Annotated in this window: 31 protein-coding genes; 15 read left to right on the top strand and 16 right to left on the bottom strand. The window is 54.4% G+C overall.

The features are described 5' to 3' along the window. Positions 1–72: 72 nt before the first annotated feature. The 3 genes from arcB (at position 73) to mtgA (ending at position 4,014) form a co-directional block, all read left to right on the top strand. Entirely contained in the window at positions 73–2,406 is a 2,334-nt protein-coding gene (gene arcB, locus GXP72_RS20320; protein WP_024906347.1) for an aerobic respiration two-component sensor histidine kinase ArcB, read from the top strand. 232 nt (positions 2,407–2,638) lie between these two features. After that, on the top strand, positions 2,639–3,292 hold the full coding sequence (gene elbB, locus GXP72_RS20315; protein ID WP_090418875.1) for an isoprenoid biosynthesis glyoxalase ElbB: 654 nt from the start codon (positions 2,639–2,641) through the stop codon (positions 3,290–3,292). Beyond that, positions 3,289–4,014, top strand: coding sequence for a monofunctional biosynthetic peptidoglycan transglycosylase (gene mtgA, locus GXP72_RS20310; RefSeq protein ID WP_024906349.1), 726 nt, complete (start codon positions 3,289–3,291; stop codon positions 4,012–4,014). The genes elbB and mtgA overlap by 4 nt, the downstream gene beginning before the upstream one ends. A 39-nt stretch (positions 4,015–4,053) precedes the next feature. Here mtgA and npr read toward each other — a convergent pair whose 3' ends face one another. From npr to GXP72_RS20255, 11 genes are all read right to left on the bottom strand, one after another. Further along, a complete protein-coding gene (gene npr / locus GXP72_RS20305; RefSeq protein WP_003861872.1) occupies positions 4,054–4,326 on the bottom strand; it encodes a PTS phosphocarrier protein NPr in 273 nt (90 codons plus the stop codon). After that, a complete protein-coding gene (gene rapZ, locus GXP72_RS20300; protein WP_014885397.1) occupies positions 4,323–5,177 on the bottom strand; it encodes an RNase adapter RapZ in 855 nt (284 codons plus the stop codon). The genes npr and rapZ overlap by 4 nt, the downstream gene beginning before the upstream one ends. A 45-nt stretch (positions 5,178–5,222) precedes the next feature. Next, positions 5,223–5,714 carry a PTS IIA-like nitrogen regulatory protein PtsN gene (ptsN, locus tag GXP72_RS20295; protein WP_008501443.1) on the bottom strand — a complete coding sequence of 164 codons (492 nt, stop codon included), beginning with the start codon at positions 5,712–5,714 and terminating at the stop codon, positions 5,223–5,225. An 82-nt stretch (positions 5,715–5,796) separates the two neighbouring features. After that, the gene (gene hpf / locus GXP72_RS20290; protein WP_008501444.1) at positions 5,797–6,084 is read right to left on the bottom strand and encodes a ribosome hibernation promoting factor; all 288 of its coding nucleotides are present in this window, start codon (positions 6,082–6,084) and stop codon (positions 5,797–5,799) included. 22 nt (positions 6,085–6,106) lie between these two features. Next, positions 6,107–7,540, bottom strand: a complete 1,434-nt coding sequence (gene rpoN / locus GXP72_RS20285; RefSeq protein WP_090418872.1) for an RNA polymerase factor sigma-54 — start codon at positions 7,538–7,540, stop codon at positions 6,107–6,109. 47 nt (positions 7,541–7,587) lie between these two features. Next, complete coding sequence (lptB, locus tag GXP72_RS20280; RefSeq protein WP_025756692.1) at positions 7,588–8,313, bottom strand: LPS export ABC transporter ATP-binding protein; 726 nt, start codon at positions 8,311–8,313, stop codon at positions 7,588–7,590. A gap of 6 nt (positions 8,314–8,319) precedes the next feature. Beyond that, entirely contained in the window at positions 8,320–8,874 is a 555-nt protein-coding gene (gene lptA / locus GXP72_RS20275) for a lipopolysaccharide ABC transporter substrate-binding protein LptA (RefSeq protein WP_024906352.1), read from the bottom strand. Continuing rightward, positions 8,843–9,418 (bottom strand): LPS export ABC transporter periplasmic protein LptC, encoded by a 576-nt coding sequence (gene lptC / locus GXP72_RS20270; RefSeq protein ID WP_024906353.1) that lies wholly within the window; start codon positions 9,416–9,418, stop codon positions 8,843–8,845. Before lptC ends, lptA begins: the two co-directional genes overlap by 32 nt. Further along, the gene (kdsC, locus tag GXP72_RS20265; protein ID WP_023309356.1) at positions 9,415–9,981 is read right to left on the bottom strand and encodes a 3-deoxy-manno-octulosonate-8-phosphatase KdsC; all 567 of its coding nucleotides are present in this window, start codon (positions 9,979–9,981) and stop codon (positions 9,415–9,417) included. Before kdsC ends, lptC begins: the two co-directional genes overlap by 4 nt. A gap of 14 nt (positions 9,982–9,995) precedes the next feature. Then, entirely contained in the window at positions 9,996–10,982 is a 987-nt protein-coding gene (kdsD, locus tag GXP72_RS20260; RefSeq protein WP_008501450.1) for an arabinose-5-phosphate isomerase KdsD, read from the bottom strand. Between the two features lie 12 nt (positions 10,983–10,994). Then, positions 10,995–11,972, bottom strand: a complete 978-nt coding sequence (locus tag GXP72_RS20255; protein ID WP_023309354.1) for a calcium/sodium antiporter — start codon at positions 11,970–11,972, stop codon at positions 10,995–10,997. A 227-nt stretch (positions 11,973–12,199) separates the two neighbouring features. Between GXP72_RS20255 and mlaF the strand changes: the two genes are divergently transcribed. The 7 genes from mlaF (at position 12,200) to murA (ending at position 16,993) form a co-directional block, all read left to right on the top strand. Continuing rightward, positions 12,200–13,012, top strand: coding sequence for a phospholipid ABC transporter ATP-binding protein MlaF (gene mlaF / locus GXP72_RS20250; protein ID WP_024906354.1), 813 nt, complete (start codon positions 12,200–12,202; stop codon positions 13,010–13,012). A 7-nt stretch (positions 13,013–13,019) separates the two neighbouring features. Continuing rightward, positions 13,020–13,802 carry a lipid asymmetry maintenance ABC transporter permease subunit MlaE gene (mlaE, locus tag GXP72_RS20245; RefSeq protein ID WP_010436044.1) on the top strand — a complete coding sequence of 261 codons (783 nt, stop codon included), beginning with the start codon at positions 13,020–13,022 and terminating at the stop codon, positions 13,800–13,802. 4 nt (positions 13,803–13,806) lie between these two features. Continuing rightward, on the top strand, positions 13,807–14,355 hold the full coding sequence (gene mlaD, locus GXP72_RS20240; protein ID WP_208763297.1) for an outer membrane lipid asymmetry maintenance protein MlaD: 549 nt from the start codon (positions 13,807–13,809) through the stop codon (positions 14,353–14,355). Between the two features lie 18 nt (positions 14,356–14,373). Further along, positions 14,374–15,009 (top strand): phospholipid-binding protein MlaC, encoded by a 636-nt coding sequence (gene mlaC, locus GXP72_RS20235; protein WP_024906356.1) that lies wholly within the window; start codon positions 14,374–14,376, stop codon positions 15,007–15,009. Next, the gene (mlaB, locus tag GXP72_RS20230) at positions 15,009–15,302 is read left to right on the top strand and encodes a lipid asymmetry maintenance protein MlaB (RefSeq protein ID WP_024906357.1); all 294 of its coding nucleotides are present in this window, start codon (positions 15,009–15,011) and stop codon (positions 15,300–15,302) included. The genes mlaC and mlaB overlap by 1 nt, the downstream gene beginning before the upstream one ends. Positions 15,303–15,428: 126 nt before the next feature. After that, positions 15,429–15,683: a BolA family iron metabolism protein IbaG gene (ibaG, locus tag GXP72_RS20225; RefSeq protein WP_008501458.1), complete on the top strand. Its 255-nt coding sequence runs from the start codon at positions 15,429–15,431 to the stop codon at positions 15,681–15,683. Positions 15,684–15,733: 50 nt separating this feature from the next. Then, the gene (murA, locus tag GXP72_RS20220) at positions 15,734–16,993 is read left to right on the top strand and encodes a UDP-N-acetylglucosamine 1-carboxyvinyltransferase (protein WP_024906358.1); all 1,260 of its coding nucleotides are present in this window, start codon (positions 15,734–15,736) and stop codon (positions 16,991–16,993) included. 60 nt (positions 16,994–17,053) lie between these two features. Here the strand turns inward: murA and sfsB are convergent, their stop codons facing one another. Next, on the bottom strand, positions 17,054–17,341 hold the full coding sequence (gene sfsB, locus GXP72_RS20215) for a DNA-binding transcriptional regulator SfsB (protein ID WP_024906359.1): 288 nt from the start codon (positions 17,339–17,341) through the stop codon (positions 17,054–17,056). A 230-nt stretch (positions 17,342–17,571) separates the two neighbouring features. After that, positions 17,572–18,543 (bottom strand): octaprenyl diphosphate synthase, encoded by a 972-nt coding sequence (ispB, locus tag GXP72_RS20210; protein ID WP_208763296.1) that lies wholly within the window; start codon positions 18,541–18,543, stop codon positions 17,572–17,574. A 257-nt stretch (positions 18,544–18,800) separates the two neighbouring features. Here ispB and rplU point away from each other — a divergent pair, with 257 nt between their 5' ends. From rplU to cgtA, 4 genes are all read left to right on the top strand, one after another. Beyond that, positions 18,801–19,112: a 50S ribosomal protein L21 gene (gene rplU, locus GXP72_RS20205; RefSeq protein ID WP_003025032.1), complete on the top strand. Its 312-nt coding sequence runs from the start codon at positions 18,801–18,803 to the stop codon at positions 19,110–19,112. Between the two features lie 19 nt (positions 19,113–19,131). Next, a complete protein-coding gene (gene rpmA / locus GXP72_RS20200; RefSeq protein ID WP_004385076.1) occupies positions 19,132–19,389 on the top strand; it encodes a 50S ribosomal protein L27 in 258 nt (85 codons plus the stop codon). Between the two features lie 96 nt (positions 19,390–19,485). Beyond that, positions 19,486–20,451 (top strand): DMT family transporter, encoded by a 966-nt coding sequence (locus GXP72_RS20195; RefSeq protein WP_014833443.1) that lies wholly within the window; start codon positions 19,486–19,488, stop codon positions 20,449–20,451. Positions 20,452–20,466: 15 nt separating this feature from the next. Then, positions 20,467–21,642 (top strand): Obg family GTPase CgtA, encoded by a 1,176-nt coding sequence (gene cgtA, locus GXP72_RS20190; RefSeq protein WP_023333597.1) that lies wholly within the window; start codon positions 20,467–20,469, stop codon positions 21,640–21,642. 34 nt (positions 21,643–21,676) lie between these two features. Here the strand turns inward: cgtA and pmrB are convergent, their stop codons facing one another. The 3 genes from pmrB to dacB are packed head-to-tail and all read right to left on the bottom strand — an operon-like array spanning position 21,677 to position 24,815. Continuing rightward, on the bottom strand, positions 21,677–22,720 hold the full coding sequence (gene pmrB / locus GXP72_RS20185) for a two-component system sensor histidine kinase PmrB (protein WP_208763295.1): 1,044 nt from the start codon (positions 22,718–22,720) through the stop codon (positions 21,677–21,679). Continuing rightward, entirely contained in the window at positions 22,717–23,379 is a 663-nt protein-coding gene (gene pmrA, locus GXP72_RS20180; protein ID WP_024906362.1) for a two-component system response regulator PmrA, read from the bottom strand. The genes pmrB and pmrA overlap by 4 nt, the downstream gene beginning before the upstream one ends. Positions 23,380–23,381: 2 nt before the next feature. Then, positions 23,382–24,815 carry a serine-type D-Ala-D-Ala carboxypeptidase gene (gene dacB / locus GXP72_RS20175; RefSeq protein ID WP_032650378.1) on the bottom strand — a complete coding sequence of 478 codons (1,434 nt, stop codon included), beginning with the start codon at positions 24,813–24,815 and terminating at the stop codon, positions 23,382–23,384. 228 nt (positions 24,816–25,043) lie between these two features. On the opposite strand from dacB, the gene greA reads away from it, so the two are divergent. After that, a complete protein-coding gene (gene greA / locus GXP72_RS20170) occupies positions 25,044–25,520 on the top strand; it encodes a transcription elongation factor GreA (protein WP_014171793.1) in 477 nt (158 codons plus the stop codon). Positions 25,521–25,618: the final 98 nt, after the last annotated feature.

Here is a 25,618-nt window from a genome sequence, read left to right as displayed (position 1 = left end):
TTTCTCACAACCTTCAACGCCTCGCCCTGAATTTGAGTATTATTGAGCGATAAAGTCGTGAAGGGATCCTCTATGAAGCAAATTCGAATGCTTGCCCAGTATTACGTCGACCTGATGATGAAGCTTGGGCTGGTGCGTTTCTCTATGCTGCTTGCGCTGGCACTGGTCGTTCTGGCCATTGTCGTGCAAATGGCCGTCACCATGGTTCTGCATGGTCAGGTCGAGAGTATCGACGTCATCCGCTCCATCTTCTTTGGCTTGCTTATTACCCCCTGGGCGGTCTATTTCCTTTCCGTGGTGGTTGAACAGCTGGAAGAGTCCCGTCAGCGTTTGTCTAAGCTGGTCGATAAACTGGAAGAGATGCGCGAGCGCGACCTGAAGCTCAACGTCCAGCTTAAAGACAACATTGCGCAGCTGAACCAGGAGATTTCAGATCGTGAGAAGGCGGAGGCCGAGCGCCAGGCCACGCTGGAGCAGCTGAAAATCGAAATGAAAGAGCGCGAGGTCACGCAGATCCAGCTTGAGCAGCAATCCTCTTTCCTGCGGTCGTTCCTCGATGCTTCGCCGGATCTGGTGTTTTACCGTAATGAAGATAAAGAGTTTTCCGGCTGTAACCGGGCGATGGAGTTGCTCACCGGGAAAAGCGAGAAGCAGCTGATTAACCTGAAACCGCAGGACGTTTACTCTGAAGAGGCGGCGGCCAAGGTCATGGAGACCGACGAAAAAGTCTTCCGTCATAACGTCTCGCTGACCTATGAACAGTGGCTGGATTACCCGGACGGACGCAAAGCCTGCTTTGAGATCCGTAAGGTGCCCTACTATGACCGCGTGGGGAAACGCCATGGCCTGATGGGCTTTGGCCGCGACATTACCGAGCGTAAGCGCTATCAGGATGCCCTTGAGCGTGCCAGCCGCGACAAGACCACCTTTATCTCCACCATCAGCCACGAGCTGCGTACGCCGCTTAACGGCATCGTCGGGCTGAGCCGTATTCTGCTGGATACCGACCTGACCGCAGAGCAGGAAAAATACCTCAAGACTATCCATGTTTCGGCGGTCACGCTGGGTAATATCTTCAACGATATTATTGATATGGATAAGATGGAGCGCCGTAAAGTTCAGCTTGATAATCAGCCTGTTGATTTCACCAGCTTCCTTGCCGATCTGGAAAACCTGTCCGGCCTGCAGGCGCAGCAGAAGGGGCTAAGTTTTGTCATGGAGCCAACCTTGCCGCTGCCGCATAAAGTGGTGACTGACGGTACGCGTTTGCGCCAGATCCTGTGGAACCTTATCAGCAACGCGGTGAAATTTACCCAGAAGGGGCAGGTTGCGGTGCGCATCCGCTTTGACGAAGGCGACATGCTGCACTTTGAGGTAGAGGACTCCGGGATGGGTATTCCGCAGGAGGAGCAGGACAAAATCTTCGCCATGTACTACCAGGTGAAGGACAGCAACGGCGGAAAACCAGCTACCGGAACGGGCATTGGCCTGGCGGTCTCTAAACGACTGGCGAAGAGCATGGGGGGCGATATCACCGTTGCCAGCCAGCCGGGCAAAGGGTCAACCTTCACGCTGACGGTCCATGCGCCGGCGGTGGCGGAAGAGGTAGAAGATACCTTTGAAAATGACGATATGCCGCTGCCTGCGCTGCACGTCCTGCTGGTGGAAGACATTGAGCTGAACGTGATCGTGGCGCGCTCCGTGCTGGAAAAACTGGGCAACAGCGTGGATGTCGCGATGACCGGCAAAGCCGCGCTGGAGATGTTTAAACCCGGCGAATACGATCTTGTTCTGCTGGATATTCAGTTACCGGATATGACCGGGCTGGATATCTCGCGCGAGCTGACGCGTCAGTACGCGGCCGACGAACTGCCGCCGCTGGTTGCTCTGACGGCGAACGTACTGAAAGATAAAAAAGAGTATCTCGATGCCGGTATGGACGATGTACTCAGCAAGCCGCTGGCGGTGCCTGCTCTGACCGCCATGATTAAGAAGTTCTGGGATACCCGTGATGAAGAGGAGAGCACCATGACGTCTGTTGATAGCGCAAAAGCCCAAACGATACTCGATACCGCGATGCTGGAGCAGTACATCGATCTGGTCGGCCCGAAACTGATTACCGATGGTCTGGCGGTGTTCGAAAAAATGATGCCGGGCTATCTGAGCGTGCTGGAATCCAACCTGACGGCGCGTGATCAGAAGGGCATCGTGGAAGAAGGACATAAAATTAAAGGTGCCGCCGGCTCGGTTGGCCTACGCCACCTGCAGCAGCTGGGTCAACAGATTCAGTCGCCTGATTTACCTGCATGGGAAGATAACGTGGGTGATTGGGTTGAAGAGATGAAGCAAGAGTGGCAAAACGATGTTGCGGTGCTTAAAGCCTGGGTTGACGCCAGAAAAAAATGACCCCGGATTAACCGGGGTGCGCGAATACTGCGCCAACACCAGGGAAATCGTGGCTGCGCCTGTTTTTAAACGTTATTTTCGAAAGGGCGCCGCCTGAAAAATTTAGGCCGCACGCAGATAAGATAGCAAATCTTAAATGGTTTGTTACATGAATCAGTGAAATGTGTGAAGCATAGCGTTTTAATCAAAATTATTAATGTGCTTCAGCAAGTTGCAGAAAAGGATTGTCATGATGAAAAAGATTGGTGTCGTGCTGAGCGGATGCGGTGTTTACGATGGTTCTGAAATACACGAAGCCGTCATTACGCTGCTAGCCCTGGCTAAGCAGGGAGCAGAGGTTATTTGTTTTGCGCCAGACAAAAATCAGGCGGATGTGATTAACCATCTGACCGGTGAGCCGATGGCGGAAACCCGTAATGTACTGATTGAAGCCGCGCGTATTGCGCGAGGTGATATCCATCCTCTTATCCAGGCAGCCCCTACAGAGCTTGATGCGCTCATTGTGCCGGGTGGGTTTGGCGCGGCCAAAAATCTCAGTACCTTTGCTGCGCAGGGCGCGGAGTGTCAGATCGATCCTCATCTGAAAGCGCTGTCGCAGGCTATGCATGCGGCAGGAAAACCGCTGGGCTTTATCTGTATCGCACCGGCGATGTTGCCTAAGATTTTTGATTTCCCGCTGCGCCTGACCATCGGGACGGATATCGATACCGCAGAGATCGTCGAGGAAATGGGGGGCGAACACGTTCCGTGCCCGGTAGATGACATTGTGGTTGATGAAGATAACAAAATTGTCACCACGCCTGCGTATATGCTGGCGAAGAATATTGCAGAAGCGGCTATGGGGATCGAAAAGCTGGTCGCCCGCGTGCTGGTGTTGGCTGAATGAGTCGTCAATCCGGTGCCGGCGCGTGGGTAAAACGTACCCTGTTGCGCATCGTTCTGGTGCTGGCGGTGTTTTGGGGCGGTGGACTCGCCCTGTTCAGCATTATGCCAGTCCCGTTCTCTGCCGTGATGGTTGAGCGCCAGCTCGGCGCGTGGCTCAGCGGCGATTTCAGCTATGTTGCCCACTCTGACTGGGTAAGCATGGACGAGATCTCGCCGTTCATGGGTCTGGCGGTCATCGCGGCGGAGGACCAGAAATTCCCGGAGCACTGGGGGTTCGACGTGGCGGCCATCGAGAAGGCGCTGGCCCATAACGAACGCCATGAAAACCGCGTGCGCGGTGCCTCAACCTTGTCGCAGCAGACGGCCAAAAATCTGTTTCTGTGGGACGGCCGCAGCTGGGTGCGAAAGGGGCTGGAAGCGGGGTTGACCCTGGGGATGGAAACGGTCTGGAGCAAAAAGCGCATTCTGACCGTCTATCTCAACGTCGCTGAATTTGGCGACGGTATTTTTGGCGTGGAAGCTGCCGCGCAGCGTTATTTCAATAAGCCAGCCAGCCGTCTGAGCATGTCAGAAGCAGCACTATTGGCCGCTGTCTTACCGAATCCCATCCGCTTTAAAGCCAGCGCCCCATCAGGGTACGTGCGAAGCCGTCAGGCGTGGATCCTACGCCAGATGAATCAGCTGGGTGGAGAGGGTTTTATGCAGCGTAACAATCTTAAGTAGGGCGGGTAAGCGCAGCGCCACCCGCCGAAGGGGCGAACGTTAGTCTTCGTCAAATCCGGCGTTAAACAGGGCAATCACCGCCGCCAGCGCTTCCTCTTCCTGAGGTCCTGTGGCTTCGACTTCAATCTGACGCCCTTTGGCGGAATCCAGCATTAGCAGGGCTATCACGCTGTTCGCTTCCGCTTCGGTACCTTCGTCATTCCGCAGCAGAACCTCTGCATCGAAACCCTGCATCAGCTCAAACAGTTTCATCGCCGGGCGTGCATGCATACCCAGCTTATTGGTGATCTCAACGGTTTGTTTTACGGTCATGTTTTACGTTTTTCCAGCGTGCGATGACGGGACTGAACGTTCTTCCCGCGCGAGCGGAAATAGTCGGCCAGCTGTTCGGCGATATAAACCGAACGATGTTTACCGCCGGTACAGCCAATCGCCACCGTCAGGTAGCTACGATTGTTTGTCTCCAGCATAGGTAACCATAGCTCAAGGTAGCTTCGCGTCTGGTAGATAAAATTGTGAACTTCTGTGTGCCGGTCGAGGAAGGCCGCGACGGGTTTATCCAGACCTGTCATTGGGCGCAGCTTCGGATCCCAGTGCGGGTTCGGCAGGAAGCGCACGTCGAAAACGTAATCCGCATCAATCGGAATACCGTGCTTAAAGCCGAAGGATTCGAACACCATCGTCAGTTCGCGCTCGCGCTTGCCCAACAGTCGGGTACGCAGCATTTCCGCCAGCTCGTGAACGGACATCTCAGAAGTGTCGACAATCAGGTCGGCACGAGAGCGCAGCGGCTCCAGCAGATCGCTCTCTTCATCGATCGCGCTCTCCAGTGAGAGGTTCTTACTGGAAAGCGGGTGCAAGCGACGGGTATCGCTGTAGCGACGGATCAGCGTATTGCGGTCTGCATCAAGGAAAAGCAGCTGAGGCGAGAACGCATCAGGCAGGTTGCTCATGGCCTGCTCGAAGATCTCTGGCGATTCAGGCATGTTACGGACGTCGATGCTGACGGCGGCAGAGGTTTGCCTCTCCGCAAGCGTACGGGCCAGGTCAGGCAATAACACGACCGGCAGGTTATCGACGCAGTAAAAACCCATGTCTTCCAGCGCGCGCAGAGCAACGGATTTCCCCGACCCTGAACGGCCACTGACAATCATCAGCACCATGTTCCGTTTCTCCTCAGGACAACAGATGTGAAGGCCATCTCCTGGTTATGCATCATCCTGATTGCCTTCTGCTTCAGTGATAATCTGATAGAGCTCTTCATCACTTTGGGCCGAACGCAGTCGACGGCAAATGGTTTTATCGGCCAGACGTTTTGCGACCAGCGACAGCGTATGCAGATGGGTTTTAGTCTGATCGGCAGGCACCAGCAGCGCGAAGAGGAGATCGACGGGCTGGTTATCAATGGCATCGAAGGCGATGGGTGTTTCAAGCTGCACAAACACACCAACGGCACGCAGGGTATCCTCTTCCAGTTTGCCGTGCGGGATCGCGATGCCGTTGCCGATACCAGTACTGCCCATTTTTTCACGGGTCAGAATCGCTTCGAATACCACCTGCGGCGGCAGGCCCAGCTGTTTTGCAGCCAGTTCACTGATGATCTCCAGCGCACGTTTTTTGCTCTGGCAGTGAACCGCACTGCGGGTACATTCCTGGTTAAGGACATTGCTCAGTTGAAGAGCGGAATCGTTGTTCATCATAATTTCACCTAAGCGCTAACTGTACAAATGGCCTGTTGTGTTTCACAACAGGCCGTCCTGCACCCGTTAACTGCCCGGACAATTAGTGTTGTTTCAGTTTATCTTTATGTTTATTGAGCTGTCGTGCAAGCTTATCAATCAAGCCGTCGATAGCAGCGTACATGTCTTGCCCTTCCGCACTGGCATGCAGTTCACCCCCGTTAACATGCAGGGTGGCATCCGAGATATGAGTCACTTTCTCCACTTTCAACACAATATAGACCTGATTGATCCTTTCGAAATACTGCTCGAGTTTTGCAAACTTCGCGTTCACAAAGTCGCGTAAAGCCTCAGTAATTTCGACGTTTTGTCCAGTGATGTTGAGCTGCATAGTGTCTTCCTTATCGGTTGTGTCAGACCAGCTGTTTACGCTGGTTGGACGGCGGAATGGATAAAGACTCTCGATACTTCGCAACAGTACGACGTGCCACCATAATACCCTGATCGGACAGCATGGTGGTTAACTTACTGTCGCTTAGTGGCTTCGCGGGATTCTCCGCGGCGATCAACTTCTTCACCAGGGCACGAATGGCCGTTGACGACGCTTCGCCGCCGCCCTCGGTATTCACATGGCTGGAGAAGAAATACTTAAGCTCAAAAATACCGCGTGGACTGTGCAGATACTTCTGCGTGGTGACACGGGAAATGGTTGATTCATGCATTTCGACGGCCTGGGCGATATCCGCCAGTACCATCGGTTTCATATACTCTTCGCCCTGCTCAAAGAACGCCTGCTGCTGTTCGACAATACAGCGGCTGACGCGAAGCAGCGTATCATTTCGGCTCTCCAGACTTTTGATCAGCCATCGCGCTTCCTGCAAATTGCTACGAATATATTGATTGTCGGAGTCGTTACGCACGCTGGTGCACATGGAGGCATACTGCTGGTTGATTTGCAGACGAGGGATGCTGTCTGAATTCAGTTCAACGACCCAGCGGTCATTGTGTTTTCTGACCAGTACATCCGGGATGACGTACTCGGGCTCGCTGGTCTGGATCGACTGTCCCGGGCGCGGATCGAGCGACTGGATCAGATTCACCGCTTCTTTCAGCACTTCTTCCTTCAGGCGCGTGACGCGCATCAGGGAGCGGAAATCGTGGTTCGCCAGCAGATCCAGATGATCGCTGATGATTAAGCGCGCCTCGTCGAGCCACGGCGTCTCTTTGCTGAATTGAGAAAGCTGGATCAGCAGGCAGTCGCGCAGATCTTTTGCGGCCACGCCTACCGGATCGAAACGCTGGATGCGCTTCAGAACGGCTTCAACTTCCTCAAGCTCTATCTCGTCGTCGCCCATGCTTTCCAGAATATCGTCCAGCGTGACGGTCAAATAGCCAGTGTCGTCAACGGCATCGACAATTGAGGTGGCAATCGCGCGGTCGGTATCGGAGAAGGGAGTAAGTTCCACCTGCCACATCAGGTAATCCTGCAGTGACTGGGTGGTTTCGCCCTGGTAGACCGGTAGCTCATCATCCTGGTAGTCTGCACGCGTACCGGAAGGGGTTCCGGCGGTGTAGATTTCATCCCAGCTGGCATCCAGCGGAAGCTCGTCCGGCATCTCTTTTTGTTCGAGTGCATCCGCGGTGTCGAGCGCTTCTGTATCCTGCGATTGCTGGGTATCTACCTCGTCATGAAGATCGGTTTGTTCCAGCAGGGGGTTGCTGTCCAGCGCCTGCTGGAGCTCCTGCTGAAGTTCTAACGTGGACAGTTGCAACAGGCGAATTGCCTGCTGTAGCTGCGGCGTCATCGCCAGTTGTTGGCTGAGCCTTAATTGCAAACCTTGCTTCATGTTCAGAGCATTTTTCTCCGGTTCGGCGTTACGTTACCTCTACCCTATCAGAGTCTGAAGTCTTCCCCAAGATAGACGCGCTTAACATGATCGTCTTCGAGGATCTGCTGCGGCGTACCGTGGGCGATCAGATTGCCCTGGCTCACAATATACGCGCGTTCACACACGGCCAGCGTTTCACGGACGTTGTGGTCGGTGATCAGTACGCCAAGCCCGCTGTCACGCAGGTGTTCAATGATACGTTTAATGTCGATAACCGAGATCGGGTCAACGCCCGCAAACGGTTCATCCAGAAGAATAAACTTCGGGTTTGCGGCCAGCGCACGGGCAATCTCAACACGACGGCGTTCGCCCCCGGAGAGAGCCTGACCGAGGCTGTCGCGCAGATGCTCAATGTGGAACTCTTCCATCAGCTCGTTGGCACGATCCTGACGCTGTTCGCTGGTCAGATCGTTACGAATTTGCAGGACCGCCATCAGGTTATCGTAAACGCTAAGACGACGGAAAATGGAGGCTTCCTGCGGCAGGTAGCCGATCCCGCGACGCGCGCGCGCGTGCAGCGGCAGAAGACTGATGTCTTCATCGTCAATGACAATGTTGCCGGCATCGCGCGGCACAATGCCAACGACCATGTAGAAAGTGGTGGTTTTACCCGCACCGTTAGGGCCAAGCAGCCCTACAATTTCGCCGGAGTTGACGGTCAGACTGACATCTTCTACGACACGGCGGCCCTTATAGGCCTTTGCGAGATTTTTTGCAGTTAATGTTGCCATAACGAATTAGTTACTCTTCTTCTGTGCCGGGGCCTGGCCTTTGCCTTTGTCCTGCAGCTGCGACGGAACCAGTACGGTGGTGACGCGTTTGCCTTTCTCGCTGGAGGCCTGCATTTTTTGCTCTTTTACCAGATAGGTAATCTGGTCGCCGGTAATGTTGCTGTCCAGCTGTTCCAGGTACGCATTACCGGTCAGGATGACCAGGTCCTTCGCCAGCTCATAGTGCATGTGCGTAGCGTGACCTTTCACCGGCTTGCCATTGTCCTGCATCTGGTAGAAGGTGGCCGGGTTACCGTAACCATCAATGATCTCTTTGCCCTGCTCGCCACCCGGACGGGTCACGACCACTTTGTCGGCGTTAATTTTGATGGTGCCCTGAGTCATGACGACGTTACCCGTGAAGGTGACGACATTGCCCTGCATATCGAGAGACTGGGTATCGGACTCGATATGGATCGGTTGGTCGGTATCGCCCGTTACAGCAAGCGCGGGGAGACTGGTCGCCAGCATCGCGCTGGCGATAATTACTTTAAGGCTGAGTTTGTTTGTTTTGAATTTCATAGGAGGTTCTAACCTTTTCAATCAGCTCGGCGTTTTTGCTGCGTAAGTTCCCGCGCATTCTCAAACCGCTGGAATTAAATGTTGTGCCATACAGTGTGACCAGATCCTGCGACGTCACGTCCTGGGTTACCAGGTTGATCTGGGCATTATCCGTCGTAATTTTTCGTAGCTGCGAGTCAGCGGTCAGGGCGTTGACTTCAACGTGGCCATACAGATAAAGCATACGGTCATTTGTCAGTTTTGCCCGATCTGACTTAATTGACCACGTCGGCACTTTGTCCTTATCAAATGTGGTCATGACAGGTTGGGTAAACCACGAAATACCGTCATCTGAAAAATATTCAACATGCTGGGCAATCAGGCGATAGTTCAGCGCGCCTTCAGGGCTGTAGACCACGGTGTCGCTGTGATCGCTTTTATAGGTTGGATCGTTATTGTTGATCACTTCCGTTTGCGTATCGTCGCGATCGGCAAGGTTCACGCCAATCAATACCAGTGCGACAAGCGAAAGCAAAATGATAATCCAACGTCTGGTTTTACTCATATCGATTGCCCTTTGGCCTCATCAAGCTTGCCCTGCGCCAGCAGGAGCAGATCGCAGACTTCACGTACGGCACCGCGGCCCCCGTTGATGTGGGTAACGTAGTCAGCGCGCGGGATCAGCAGCGGATGCGCATCGGCAACGGCGATGCTAAGCCCAACTTCAGCCATCACGGGCCAGTCAATCAGATCGTCCCCGACGTAGGCCACGTTTTCCGGTGCGATAGCCAGTTTACCCAGTAAATCCTTAAACGCCGCCATCTTATCGGATTGCCCCTGATACAGATGGGTAATGCCTAAGGTTTCACAGCGGTCTTCTACCAGTTTAGCTTTTCGCCCGGTGATGATAGCCACCTCAATACCTGAGGTGAGCGCACAGCGGATACCGTAGCCGTCGCGAACGTTAAACGCTTTCAGCTCTTCACCATTATTGCCCATGTAAATCAGGCCGTCGGAGAGTACCCCATCCACATCCAGGATGAGCAGACGAATGTTTTCCGCCTTTGCCATCATCTGGGTACTGACCGGACCATAACAGGTTGCAAGGGATGCACCCGCATTACTCATTGTCTTATCCTTCATTACACTACGCCTGCGCGCAGCAGATCATGCATATGTACCACACCCAGCAACTGGTCGCCATCGGCAACCATAACGGAGGTGATATGGCGGGACTGCATCAGGTTCAGCACATCCACGGCCAGCGTACCCGGACGCACGCGGATACCGCCTGGCGTCATCACGTCGGCAATGCCGAGCGTGCGGACATCGACACCCATGTCGAACACGCGACGCAGGTCGCCATCGGTGAAGATCCCCTGAATTTTCATCAGATCGTCGCACACGACCGTCATCCCCAGATTCTTGCGGGTGATTTCCAGCAGCGCATCACGCAGGGAGGCTTCTTTACTGACGTGAGGGATCTCATCCCCGGTGTGCATAATATCGTTTACCCGAAGCAGCAGCTTGCGCCCCAGCGCACCGCCCGGGTGGGAAAGCGCGAAATCTTCCGGCGTAAAACCACGGGCTTCGAGCAGCGCGACGGCAAGCGCATCACCCATGACCAGCGCGGCGGTGGTGCTGGACGTCGGCGCCAGGCCGAGCGGACAGGCCTCCTTGGGCACTTTCACGCACAGGTGAATGTCTGCCGCCCGCGCCATGCTGCTTTCCGGACGGCTGGTCATGCAAATAAGCGGCACCTGCAGGCGCTTCAGTACCGGAATCAACGCCAGGATCTCATTGGACTCACCGGAGTTGGACAGCGCGATGACGATATCCTGCGGCGTGACCATACCCAGATCGCCGTGCGCGGCTTCCCCCGGGTGCACAAAGAAGGACGAGGTGCCGGTACTGGCAAACGTTGCCGCCATTTTGCGTCCAATGTGGCCGGACTTACCCATCCCCATCACCACGACTTTGCCGGCACAGTAGAATATCTTCTCACATGCCAGACTAAAATCCTGATTAATGTACTGATCTAACTGCGCCAGACCTTCACGTTCAATCTCCAGAACGTCTTTGCCTGCTTTCTGAAAGTCAAAACCCGGCTGCAATTCTATTTGCGACATAATGCGTTTCCGTTACCCAGAGAGAAGAGGCGAGAGCCAGTACAGCATCGCCATCCATACGATAAATCCACCCGTCAGCAGCGCGCCTGCGCCTTTGCCGATCTGTCGTTGCCGCCGCCAGCAGAGCAGGGCAAATATCACGCTGACCAATAACATCACGCCGTAGTCGCGTGAGAACGCCAGGGGATTAAAGGGCCCTGGCGTAATCAGGGCCGGCAGCCCCATCACAATGGCGATATTAAATATGTTGGAACCGATGATATTACCAATGGCAATGTCATCCTCACCTTTGCGTGCCCCCGCAATGGCCGTAGCCAGCTCCGGCAGGCTGGTACCGATGGCAATCACCGTCAGGCCAATGGTCAGTTCACTGATGGCGAAATAGTTCGCCAGCACCGTCGCGTTATCCACGACCATACGCGTTGCCATCGGCATGATGATCAGCGCAACGCCAAGCCACAGCAGGGCAACAGGCAGCGTGCCTTCTCGCGGAAGTTCGGCGACCTGCTCACGCGTGAGGCTATCCTGGCCCTGCTTTTCAGCCAGACGGGCGATTTTAACACTATAGAGCAGCCAAATAACGGCCAGCGCCAGCAAGAAAATGCCGTCGCTGTAGCTCAGTACACCATCGTAAAATACGCACCCTGCCAGCAGACTTACGATTAACATTAGCGGCAATTCACGGCGCAGAACATCAGAATGCACGCGAAATGGATGGAGCAGTGCCGCCAGGCCTAAAATCAAGAGTATATTGACGATGTTAGAGCCAATCGCAGTGCCGACTGCCAGGTCTAACTGGCCATGCAGCGATGCCGAGACAGAGACGATGATTTCAGGAAGTGACGTTCCAACACTGACCACGGTCATCCCGATGACGACAGGCGGTACGCCCGTCAGGCGACACAGGATAGATGCAGCAAACACTAAACGGTCAGCACTGTAGACCACCAAAAGTAAACCAATTATTAACAGTGCTGTTGCTAAAAGCATCAAAAGTCCTTTCTTCAGGTATACTCGTCGGTCCATCGCGCGGAAATGGCTGGACTGCATACAGTCTGAGGCGTAACGAATTCCTAATTTTGACTTTATGCGCCGGAAAAGTAAAACAAATGCCAGCTTTCGCTAACCTCAACGGCTATTATTCTGTAAAAATGCGGAGTTGAGGGCTGATTCAGGCAGCATGCCTTAATGTGAGCAGGGTAATAAAGGAACCATAAATGAGCCAAACGATGGCGAATTTAGTCGATGTTCGCGGTGTGAGTTTTTCTCGCGCCAACAGATTGATATTTGATGATATTTCGTTGACCGTACCGCGTGGCAAGATCACTGCCATCATGGGGCCGTCCGGGATCGGTAAAACGACCCTGTTGCGCCTTATTGGTGGGCAGATCCCACCGGATAGCGGTGAAATTCTCTTTGATGGCGAAAACATCCCGGAGATGTCACGCTCGCGCCTGTATACTGTCCGCAAACGCATGAGCATGCTCTTTCAGTCTGGAGCCTTGTTCACCGACATGAATGTCTTTGATAACGTGGCCTATCCGCTGCGCGAGCATACCAGCTTGCCGCCTGAACTGCTGAAAAGCACGGTGATGATGAAGCTTGAAGCCGTCGGTTTGCGGGGCGCCGCGAAACTGATGCCTTCAGAGCTATCCGGGGGGATGGCGCGCCGCGCCGCGCTGGCGCGAGCCATTGCACTCGAACCTGATTTAATCATGTTTGACGAACCGTTCGTTGGACAGGATCCCATCACGATGGGCGTGCTGGTGAAGCTCATCTCTGAACTGAACAGTGCGCTTGGCGTCACCTGCATTGTGGTATCTCACGATGTACCGGAAGTATTGAGCATTGCCGATTACGCCTATATCGTGGCGGACAAAAAGATCGTCGCGCACGGTAGCGCCCAGGCGCTGCAGGAGAATTGCGATCCGCGCGTGCGGCAGTTCCTCGACGGTATTGCCGATGGCCCTGTGCCGTTCCGCTACCCGGCGGGCGACTATCGTGACGATTTACTGGGAATAGGGAGTTAAGCCACTCATGCTGTTAAATGCGTTGGCCGCTCTCGGACACCGTGGCATAAAAACCATCAGGACGTTCGGGCGTGCCGGATTGATGTTATTCAACGCGCTGGTCGGCAAGCCGGAATTCCGTAAGCACGCACCGCTGCTGGTGCGGCAGCTTTATAATGTCGGCGTGCTGTCGATGCTCATCATCATTGTCTCCGGTCTTTTTATCGGTATGGTGCTTGGGCTACAGGGCTATCTTGTTCTGACAACCTACAGTGCGGAAACCAGCCTCGGGATGCTGGTGGCGCTCTCGCTGCTGCGAGAACTGGGGCCGGTTGTGGCGGCGCTGTTGTTCGCCGGGCGTGCGGGGTCAGCATTAACGGCAGAAATTGGCCTGATGCGTGCGACCGAGCAGCTCTCCAGCATGGAGATGATGGCGGTCGATCCGCTACGTCGCGTGATCTCGCCGCGTTTCTGGGCTGGGGTGATCTCTTTACCGTTACTGACTATTCTGTTTGTCGCCGTGGGTATCTGGGGCGGTTCGCTGGTTGGCGTGCACTGGAAAGGCATTGACGCCGGTTTCTTCTGGTCCGCGATGCAGGACGCCATTGACCTGCGAATGGATCTGGTTAACTGCCTGATTAAAAGCGTGGTATTTGCCATTACGGTCACGTGGATTGCATTGTTCAATGGTTACGATGCCATCCCGACGTCGGCGGGCATTAGCCGTGCAACTACACGTACCGTCGTACATTCGTCGCTGGCCGTACTGGGTCTGGATTTTGTGCTCACCGCACTGATGTTTGGGAATTGAGTTCATGCAAACGAGAAAAAATGAAATTTGGGTCGGTGTATTCCTGCTTCTGGCGCTGCTGGCCGCGCTGTTCATCTGCCTGAGAGCGGCGGATATTACGTCTGTGCGCACCGAGCCGACGTATCGCATCTATGCCACCTTCGATAACATCGGCGGGCTGAAGGCGCGTTCACCGGTCCGTATTGGCGGCGTGGTGATCGGACGCGTAACGGACATTACGCTCGATGAGAAAACCTATCTGCCACGCGTCGCGATGGATATCGAAGAGCGTTATAACCATATCCCGGACACCAGTTCCCTTTCTATCCGTACTTCCGGCCTGCTGGGTGAACAATATCTGGCGCTTAACGTCGGTTTTGAAGACCCCGAGCTGGGAACGACTATCCTTAAAGACGGTAGCGTCATTCAGGATACGAAATCCGCGATGGTTCTGGAGGATATGATTGGTCAGTTCCTTTACAACAGCAAAGGGGATGAGAAAAAATCCGATGCATCCCCTGCGCAGAGCGAAGAGCATACCGACGCCGCACCGGCACCTGGTGCTGCGAATTAATTTCAGGAGAAGTCATTCATGTTTAAACGACTGTTAATGGTTGCCATGCTGGTCATCGCCCCTCTTACCGCTGCCCACGCTGCGGATCAGAGTAACCCGTACAAACTGATGGACGAGGCCGCGAAGAAGACCTTCGACCGCCTTACAAACGAACAGCCTAAAATTCGTGCTAATCCTGATTATCTGCGTGATGTCGTTGACCAGGAACTGCTGCCGTATGTGCAGATCAAATATGCGGGTGCGCTGGTGCTGGGACGTTATTACAAAGACGCGACCCCTGCGCAGCGTGAGGCCTACTTTGCCGCGTTCCGTGAATACCTGAAACAGGCTTATGGCCAGGCGCTGGCGATGTACCACGGTCAGACCTATCAGATTGCGCCTGAGCAGCCGCTGGGTGATGCGACCATCGTGCCTATCCGCGTAACGATCAACGATCCTAACGGCCGTCCGCCGGTTCGTCTGGATTTCCAGTGGCGTAAAAACAGCCAGACCGGCCACTGGCAGGCGTATGACATGATCGCCGAAGGCGTAAGCATGATCACCACCAAACAGAACGAGTGGAGTGACCTGCTGCGCACCAAGGGGATTGATGGCCTGACCGCGCAGCTGCAGTCCATTGCTCGTCAGAAAATCACGCTGGACGAGAAGAAGTAATGTCACAGCAACTCAGCTGGTCGCGTGAAGGCGAGACATTAAAGCTGTCCGGTGAGCTGGATCAGGATCTGCTGAACCCCTTATGGGATAAACGCCATGAGGCTATGCAGGGCGTGACGCTTATCGACTTAACCGACATCACACGGGTCGATACGGCAGGCGTTGCGCTGCTTGCCCATCTGGTTGCGGTAGGGAAAAAGCAGGGGGCGAGCGTCACGCTTCGCGGCGCGAGCGATAATGTCGTTACCCTGGCGCAGCTCTACAATCTGCCTCAGGACGTATTGCCTCGTTAATATTTTCAGTGCGTTACTTCCGAAAGCCCTGACAGTTTCATCGTCGGGGCTTTTTGCTTGTTTAAGACGACGCCACTTTGCTCTAAGATGTTGGGCTTGTTTTCACTATCAGATGATTAAGAACCCATGGAAAATCATGAAATCCAGACAGTGCTGATGAATGCACTCTCCCTTCAGGAAGCCCACGTCACTGGCGATGGCAGTCACTTCCAGGTTATTGCTGTGGGTGAGATGTTCGACGGTATGAGCCGTGTGAAGAAACAGCAGGCTGTGTACGCGCCGCTGATGGAATATATTGCGGATAACCGCATCCACGCCCTGTCGATTAAAGCGTTCACCCCGCAAGAGTGGGCACGCGATCGCAAACTAAACGGTTTTTGAGCTGAGGGCGACAGGCCCGCAGCACGGTTGAATTTATAAGAGAGCACACAATGGATAAATTTCGTGTACAGGGGCCAACGCGTCTCCAGGGCGAAGTCACAATTTCTGGCGCGAAAAACGCCGCGCTGCCAATCCTCTTTGCTGCGCTGCTCGCGGAAGAGCCGGTAGAAATTCAGAACGTACCGAAGCTGAAAGATATCGATACCACCATGAAGCTGCTCACCCAGTTGGGCACGAAAGTCGAGCGTAACGGTTCCGTCTGGATCGACGCCAGCAAGGTGAACAACTTCTCTGCCCCTTACGATCTGGTGAAAACCATGCGTGCATCCATCTGGGCGCTTGGCCCACTGGTGGCGCGTTTTGGTCAGGGGCAGGTCTCTCTGCCGGGCGGCTGCGCTATCGGTGCGCGTCCGGTTGACCTGCACATCTTTGGTCTGGAAAAACTGGGCGCAGAGATCAAGCTGGAAGAAGGCTACGTTAAAGCGTCCGTCAATGGTCGTCTGAAAGGCGCGCACATTGTCATGGACAAAGTGAGCGTGGGCGCAACGGTGACCATTATGTCTGCGGCGACGCTGGCAGAAGGGACCACTATCATCGAAAACGCCGCGCGCGAACCGGAAATTGTGGATACCGCCAACTTCCTCGTGGCGCTGGGTGCGAAGATCACCGGTCAGGGTACCGACCGTATCACCATCGAAGGCGTTGAGCGTCTGGGCGGTGGTGTTTATCGCGTTCTGCCGGACCGTATCGAAACCGGTACCTTCCTGGTCGCTGCCGCGATCTCTGGCGGTAAGATTGTTTGTCGCAACGCGCAGCCCGATACCCTGGATGCGGTGCTGGCGAAACTGCGCGATGCGGGTGCGGATATCGAAATCGGTGAAGACTGGATCAGCCTTGATATGCACGGCCAGCGTCCAAAAGCGGTCAATGTGCGGACGGCACCGCATCCGGCGTTCCCAACGGACATGCAGGCGCAGTTCACCCTGTTGAACCTGGTCGCCGAAGGTACTGGCTTCATCACAGAAACCATTTTCGAAAACCGCTTTATGCATGTACCGGAGCTGATCCGTATGGGTGCGCATGCTGAGATCGAAAGTAATACCGTGATTTGCCATGGCGTTGAGAAACTGTCAGGTGCTCAGGTGATGGCAACCGATCTGCGTGCGTCTGCAAGCCTGGTGCTGGCGGGTTGTATCGCGGAAGGCACAACGATCGTGGATCGTATTTATCACATCGATCGTGGTTATGAGCGTATCGAAGATAAACTGCGCGCGCTGGGTGCCAATATCGAGCGTGTGAAGGGCGAGTAATCGTTCCGGCAGCCCCCTGCCAGCAATGACCGGGGGGTTGCTGTTCCTGTCAAAAACGCATTACTTCTGCGGTTCTCTTTTTGCCTTTCTTTGGCGAATCATGCGCGTTCTGTCGATAAATTCATGGGTGATGGGATCGTGGTAGCGCGAAGGCCAAATCACCCACGGATGCGTATCCAGCGCCGTCGCGATGATTAATTCTCCCTTGGGCCAGGGGCGGGTGAGGGCGTTTGCCAGAGTTGAAGAACTCAGTCCATGGCGGCGGGACTCTGCTGCCAGTGAAGTGCCTCTTTTGCGCAGTGCGGCAATAATATCAGCCGTGTGCCAGTCGATAAATTTCGTATCCATAACACCGTCCTTAAGTTCGGATTCACCTACGCCGTTTCTTCTGAAACGACGGGGTTAATATACCCATTTCAAGCTTTTGTTCTAAAAAGTTCGCGTTACTTGAAGGGATATTCAGAATAAGACATGGCTTTATTCATGCGGTCTCTAAACCGATGGATTTACAGGAATACGTAATTTACAGGATTTTTCTGGAATCCCCCCGCCATGGTCGCGGGGAGAAACAAGGAGGGTTAACGGTCGCGCTGAACGGCGATGTGGGCAAGACCTATCAATGCCTCGCGCCAAAGGCTGTCGGGAATGACCTGGAGAGCTTCGATGGCTTTGTCGGCTTCTTCTTCCGCACGCTGCCGCGTCCATTCCAGCGATCCGCAGATAGCCATGGTTTCCAGCACAGGTTCCAGAAGATGGCGGCCATTTCCCTGCTCAATCGCTTCACGGATCATTTTCGCCTGTTCGGCTGTTCCGTTACGCATGGCATGAAGCAGCGGCAGGGTCGGTTTGCCTTCGTTCAGGTCATCTCCCACGTTTTTGCCGAGCGTCTCGCCGTCCGCACTGTAGTCCAGCAAATCATCAATCAGCTGGAATGCCGTACCCAGATAGCGACCATAGTCCTGCAGGCCTTTTTCCTGTGCTTCGGTACAGCCAGCCAGAATGCCGGAACACTGGGCCGCCGCTTCAAACAGGCGCGCGGTTTTGCTGTAGATCACGCGCATGTAGTTTTCTTCGGTGATGTCCGGGTCGTTGACGTTCATCAGCTGCAGCACTTCGCCTTCAGCAATGACGTTTACGGCTTCGGACATCACTTCCAGCACTTTCAGGGAGCCCAGACTGGTCATCATCTGGAAGGCGCGGGTGTAGATAAAGTCCCCCACCAGTACGCTGGCTGCGTTCCCGAACGCGGCGTTAGCCGTGGCTTTGCCACGACGCATATCCGATTCATCCACCACATCGTCGTGCAGAAGCGTCGCCGTGTGGATAAATTCGATGAGCGCTGCGATAGTGATGTGGGCATTTCCCTGATAACCAACGGCTCTGGCAGCCAGAATGGCGATCATCGGACGAATGCGTTTACCACCGCCGCTGACAATGTAATAGCCCAACTGATTGATCAGCTGGACGTCAGAGTTGAGTTGCTCCAGGATTGCTGCATTCACACCCGCCATATCTTGCGCGGTTAACTCGTTGATTTTTTCTAAATTCATCGCAAAAGCCGGGCTTTTTATCCTGTTGATCCCATCTTCAATGGGGTAACGAAGGGTTTCGGTTTATCAATAGTAGTGCTGATTGTACTGAAAAAACGGCTCAGATAAACGTTACCGTACGTGTTGTGTTTTTTTTCTTCATGTATTGACGGTAGCACTTGTCAAAGGCTCGCGTTTTGCGTAATATTCGCGCCCTATTGTGAATATTTATAGCGCACTCTGAATCATACGAGGATGTGCGCGGAAGCGGAGTTTATATGTACGCGGTTTTCCAAAGTGGTGGTAAACAACACCGAGTAAGCGAAGGTCAGACCGTTCGCCTGGAAAAGCTGGACATCGCAACTGGCGAATCTGTTGAGTTCGCAGAAGTTCTGATGATCGCAAACGGTGAAGAAGTCAAAATCGGCGTTCCTTTCGTTGATGGCGGCGTTATCAAAGCTGAAGTTGTTGCACACGGTCGTGGCGAGAAAGTTAAAATCGTTAAGTTTCGTCGTCGTAAGCACTACCGTAAGCAGCAGGGCCACCGTCAGTGGTTCACTGATGTGAAAATTACTGGCATCAGCGCCTAAGACCTGAGGAGAGATTTAAATGGCACATAAAAAGGCTGGCGGCTCCACACGTAACGGTCGCGATTCAGAAGCTAAACGCCTGGGCGTTAAGCGTTTCGGTGGCGAATCCGTTCTGGCGGGTAGCATCATCGTTCGTCAACGTGGTACCAAATTCCACGCTGGCAACAACGTAGGTTGCGGTCGTGACCACACTCTGTTTGCTAAAGCAGACGGTAAAGTGAAATTTGAAGTTAAAGGCCCGAACAACCGTAAATACATCAGCATCGTTGCTGAGTAAGGTTTTCTCGGTCCGGTAACGGATTAAAGCCCCGCACCCTGTTGCGGGGCTTTTTACATTGGAAACCCGGTAATTTTTTCTGTAGGGAAAACGGGCATGAAGCAGCAGGCCGGCATAGGAATTCTTTTGGCGCTCACCACCGCAATGTGCTGGGGTGCGTTGCCAATTGCAATGAAGCAGGTGCTGGAAGTGATGGAGCCGCCTACGGTGGTCTTTTATCGCTTTCTGATGGCCAGCATCGGCCTCGGGGCGATTCTGGCCGTCAAAGGTAAGCTTCCACCCTTGCGGCTCTTCCGTAAACCGCGCTGGCTGGTGCTGCTGGCTATCGCGACGGGCGGTCTGTTCGGTAACTTCATCCTGTTCAGCTCTTCCCTGCAATATCTCAGCCCCACGGCGTCGCAGGTGATTGGTCAGCTTTCACCGGTGGGCATGATGGTCGCCAGCGTCTTTATCCTCAAGGAGAAGATGCGCGGTACGCAGATTATCGGGGCGAGCATGCTGCTGTGCGGTCTGGTGATGTTCTTCAACACCAGTCTGATCGAGATTTTTACCCGCCTGACGGATTACACATGGGGTGTCATTTTCGGTGTGGGGGCAGCAACGGTCTGGGTGAGCTATGGCGTCGCGCAAAAGGTGTTATTGCGTCGACTTGCCTCACAGCAGATCCTCTTTTTGCTGTACACTTTGTGTACAATAGCATTGCTGCCATTAGCGAAGCCGGGTGTGATTACTCAGCTTAGCGACTGGCAACTGGCGTGCCTCATTTTTTGTGGGCTGAACACGCTGGTCGGTTATGGCGCGCTGGCCGAAGCGATGGCGCGCTGGCAGGCAGCACAGGTGAGCGCGTTGATCACGCTTACCCCGCTGTTTACGCTGTTATTTTCAGATTTGTTATCAATGGCCTGGCCCGATGTCTTCGTCAGACCGATGCTCAACCTGTTGGGTTATCTCGGTGCGTTTGTCGTGGTTGCGGGCGCGATGTATTCCGCCATTGGTCATCGTCTTTGGGGACGTTGGCGCAAAAATGAAGCGGTTGTAGTAGTCCCCCGCTCAGGCGAATGAGTTACGGAGAGTAAAATGAAGTTTGTTGATGAAGCGACGATCCTGGTCGTGGCTGGTGATGGCGGCAACGGTTGCGTGAGCTTCCGCCGTGAAAAGTATATCCCTCGTGGCGGTCCTGATGGCGGCGACGGTGGGGATGGTGGTGACGTGTGGCTGGAGGCGGATGAGAACCTCAACACGCTGATCGACTACCGTTTCGAAAAATCCTTCCGCGCTGAACGTGGCCAGAACGGCCAGAGCCGTGACTGTACCGGGAAACGCGGTAAAGACGTCACCATTAAGGTTCCGGTCGGTACGCGTGTGATTGACCAGGGAACCGGTGAAACCATGGGTGACATGACCAAACACGGTCAGCGCCTGATGGTAGCGAAAGGCGGCTGGCACGGTCTGGGTAACAGCCGTTTCAAATCTTCCGTTAACCGTACGCCGCGTCAGAAAACGATGGGTACCCCGGGCGATAAGCGCGACCTGCAGCTGGAGCTGATGCTTCTGGCTGACGTGGGCATGCTGGGTATGCCAAACGCCGGTAAATCAACGTTCATTCGTGCCGTCTCTGCGGCGAAACCGAAAGTGGCGGACTATCCGTTTACCACGCTGGTACCAAGCCTGGGCGTTGTCCGCATGGATAACGAGAAGAGCTTTGTGGTTGCCGATATTCCGGGTCTGATTGAAGGCGCTGCGGAAGGCGCGGGTCTGGGTATTCGCTTCCTGAAACACCTTGAGCGTTGCCGCGTACTGCTGCACCTCATTGATATCGATCCTATCGATGGTTCCGATCCGGTTGAAAACGCCCGCATCATCATCGGTGAGCTGGAAAAATACAGCGAAAAACTGGCGAATAAACCACGCTGGCTGGTCTTCAACAAGATCGACCTGATGGACAAAGCCGAAGCGGAAGCAAAAGCGAAAGCCATTGCTGAAGCGATGGGTTGGGAAGATAAATACTACCTGATCTCTGCGGCAAGCCAGGTTGGCGTGAAAGATCTGTGCTGGGATGTGATGACCTTCATCATTGAGAACCCAATCGTTCAGGCGGAAGAAGCCAAACAGCCTGAAAAAGTCGAATTCATGTGGGATGACTACCACCGCCAGCAGCTCGAAGAGCTGGAAGCGGAAGAAGACGATGAAGACTGGGACGATGACTGGGATGAAGACGACGAAGAAGGCGTCGAGTTCATCTACAAGCACTAATATCTGTCCAAAGCCCCCATTATGGGGGCTTTTTTTATTCCAGCGTCGCAGGCAGCCAGCAGCTGGCGATTAAACCGCCTTCAGCGCCATTCTCAAGCGTGAGCCTGCCGTGGTGAAGCTGGACGATGCGCTGCACGATGCTCAGCCCCAGACCGCTGCCGCCGTAGCGCTGGTCAAGACGGCGGAATGGCTCGGTAATGGACTGCCGGTGCGCTTCATCAATCCCTGGGCCCTGATCGATAACGCTGATCTGCGTCCCCCCGTCGACCTCGGTTAACGTCACTGTAATCGTTGTCCCTGCCGGGCTGTAGCGTCCTGCATTTTCCAGCAGGTTGCGCAGCATCAGGCGCAGGAGCACGGCGTCTCCCTGAACCGTGAGCGCGCTTTTAGCGGGCCAAATTATCGTATGCTCTTTGGCTTCATGACCCAGGCCGAGAGGTTCAATGATATTTTCCGTCCAGCTTACGGTTTCGTAGTGGCCGCTCGCCATTGCCTGTCCGGCCCGGGCCAGCATCAGCAGCTGTTCGACGGTATGCATGAGCTGATCGATACGGCTAATCAGCGTTGCCGCCTGTGGCGCACCAGACTGCGACATCAGCTCCAGATGGAGCCGGATACCGGCAAGAGGCGTTCGAAGCTCGTGCGCGGCGTCTGCAGTGAAGAGACGCTCCTGTTGAATGGTATTGTCCAGCCGGGCGAGGAGCTGGTTCAGGGAGGTCGTCACCGCGCCGATCTCTTCCATATCGGAATACATAGGAAGCGGGGTTAAGTTATCCGCCGAACGGTTAGCCAGGCTGACACGCAGTTTATTCAGGGGCCGGGTGATCCAGGTGACCGCCCAGAAGGAGAAGAGCAGGGTAAAACCGACCATCACCAGAGAAGGGACCAGCAGCGAGGCAATCGCCTCGCGGATCTCTTTCTCGACATGGTTATTACGCGCTTTTGCTGACAGCGTTTCACTGACCAGGAAACTAATCTGCTCACGGCTTTCATGCCACAGCCAGATGACGCTTATCAGCTGGAAAAATAACAGAATGACCGCCAGCAGCACCATCAAACGCCGACGCATGCTGTTCATTTCTGGCTCTCCAGGCGATAGCCAACGCCACGGACGGTTTTGATTCTGTCCTTGCCGAGCTTACGACGCAGGTTGTGAATGTGGACTTCAAGGGTATTTGACCCCGGATCGTCCTGCCAGGAGTAGATATCCTGCTGGAGCGTTTCTCTGTGCACCGTTTGCCCGCTGCGCATGATCAGACGCGTAAGCAAGGCGAACTCTTTTGGTGTTACCTCGACCGCCTGATCCTGGCGCAGTACCTGCTGGGTTTGCAGATTCAGCGTAATATCGCCGTCGGTCAGTAAGTTATCACTATGTCCCTGATAGCGGCGAATCAACGCTCGCACCCGAGCCTGCAGCTCCGCAAGCGCAAAAGGCTTCACCAGGTAATCATCTGCGCCTGCATCGAGACCGGTGATACGGTCTTCAATGGCATCGCGTGCCGTCAGGATCAACACCGGGTTGGCGATACCGCGGCGTCGCCACTGGCTGAGCAGCGTAGCGCCGTCTTTATCAGGCAAGCCCAAATCGAGGATCACCAGACTGTATTCGCCGCTCTGAATCAGGGCGTCCGCCTCCGCTGCGGTGCCGGCACAGTCGAGGGCATACCCTTCATTGGCCAGCCCCAGCGCCAGCCCTTCCTGCAATAACAGATCGTCTTCAACTATAAGTAGTTTCATCGCTAGTTATTCTGGTAGATGTCCTTATAAAGCCTGCTTTCGAAGCGAACAAGCGGAATACGACGATTGCGCTGGTCGGTCGGTTCGACGGCATAGCCGGAAAGATACTGCACGAATGCCATGCGTTGTCCGCTGGCGGTAGTGATGAAGCCTGCAAGGTTGTAAACCCCCTGCAGTGAGCCTGTTTTAGCGGATACTTTGCCATCCACACCGGCAGCGTGAAGCCCGGCGCGGTACTGCAGTGAACCGTCATGCCCGGCCAGCGGCAGCATTGAAATAAAGTTTAGCTCAGTGTCATGCTGTGCAATGTACTGAAGCACCTGCATCATCGTGGCCGGAGAGATCAAATTATGGCGCGATAGTCCGGAGCCATCGACAGCGATGGTATTACCCAGATCGATCCCCGCCTGCTGGCGCAGGATCTGCCGAACCGCGTCTGAACCCGCGCGCCAGGTTCCCGGCACGCCGAAACGGGCGTGACCAATCATGCGAAACACCGTATCGGCAATCATGTTGTCCGACTTTTTCAGCATAATTCGCAATAAATCGTGCAGCGGTGGAGACTGTTTGCTGGCGATGACCGTACCGGGCTGGTTGACCTGCGTCTGACGAAGCAGCGTGCCCGAGTAGGTTATTCCCGCTTGTTTCAGTTCATCTTTCAGGATGGCGCCCGCATAGCTTGCACCATCCTGTATCGCAAAGGCCAGCGGCAGCGGATCGGCGCGCTGGGTCAGGCAGCCGGTCAGCGTGAAGCGGTTAAGATCGCCTGGCACGACGTCCAGCTCACAATATTGCGCATCCGGGGAGCCTTTCGCCAGCGTGCGGACCTGGCTAAACATCGTGACCGGGTAGTAGGACGCTATGCGGATAAACGCTAAATCATCCGGCTTTGGCGCGCTGTAAAGCGAAACCGAAAAGCAGTTACGGTCGACAATCGCGGCGGCGGGCGGGGCGCTAAAGCACTGGGTCATGTCGTTCCACGGCCAGCCTGGGGCTTTATCGTGGCTGGCAAAGATGGACGTGTCGATCAGCACATTGCCATCAATTTTCTGCACGCCAGATTTTTTCAGCACCGCAACCATATTGCGGATATCCTGGCGCTTAAAGGTCGGATCGCCGCCAAAACGGGCGATAAGATCGCCTTTCAGTTCGCCACCCTCAACGTTACCTTTGGTTTCAAGAGTGGTCGTAAAACGGAAGTCAGGCCCGAGCTGGAGCAGGGCGGCGAGGGCGGTGATCACCTTTTGGGTACTGGCAGGCAGCGCCATCTGTTGACTGTGATAGTCAATCTCGGGAGCCTGTGCGCCAACCTTCTGCACCATCAGGGCAAGGTTCGCGCCTGCGGGGAGCTGATTAATGTACTCATCAACATTCGCGGCCTGGGCGGTGAACGTTATACTGGTAGTCAATCCGATGATAAATCTGGAAAATCGCATAATCTCGCGCTAACAACCCGAAAACAAACCGTCATACTACGGTGCATGGCACTGCAAAGTAAACGATGACCCATAGTGAACTTCGCGGTAAAATGCATATCAAATTGAAAAATTGCTGCTGACCTGGGGCATTGCACCCGGGTCGGTTTTCTTTTTGCTTCTTGCCCGCTTAGGGGGGCAGGAGCAGGGAACACTGCTCCCAACAGGAATGTTTAAGAGGTATAACAAATGCAAGCTATTCCGATGACCTTACGTGGTGCCGAAAAACTGCGCGAAGAGCTGGATTTCCTGAAATCCGTGCGTCGTCCTGAAATCATCGCCGCTATCGCGGATGCGCGCGAGCATGGCGACCTGAAAGAGAATGCTGAATACCACGCCGCGCGTGAGCAGCAGGGCTTCTGTGAAGGGCGTATTAAAGATATCGAAGCAAAACTGTCCAATGCACAGGTTATCGACATCACCAAAATGCCTAACAACGGGCGTGTGATCTTTGGTTCTACCGTGACCGTGCTGAACCTGGACAACGACGAAGAGCAGACCTATCGCATCGTGGGTGATGATGAAGCTGATTTCAAACAGAACCTGATTTCGGTGAACTCGCCGATTGCTCGCGGCCTGATTGGCAAAGAGCAGGACGATGTTGTCACCATCCGCACCCCTGGCGGTGAAGTAGAATACGAAATTATTAAGGTTGAATACCTGTAATTCGCTTCTCTACTAAGATGTTGATACATTGTAAAGAAAAGAAAAAGGCCGCGTAGCGGCCTTTTATCAACTCAAGGAGCATGGCATTTTGCTCGCCT

Source organism: Enterobacter sp. SES19 (genome assembly GCF_011765665.1).
GTDB classification, from domain to species: Bacteria; Pseudomonadota; Gammaproteobacteria; order Enterobacterales; family Enterobacteriaceae; genus Enterobacter; species Enterobacter pseudoroggenkampii.
The sequence above is the reverse complement of the archived record's forward strand: the minus strand, read 5'-3'. Positions and strand labels throughout refer to the sequence as shown.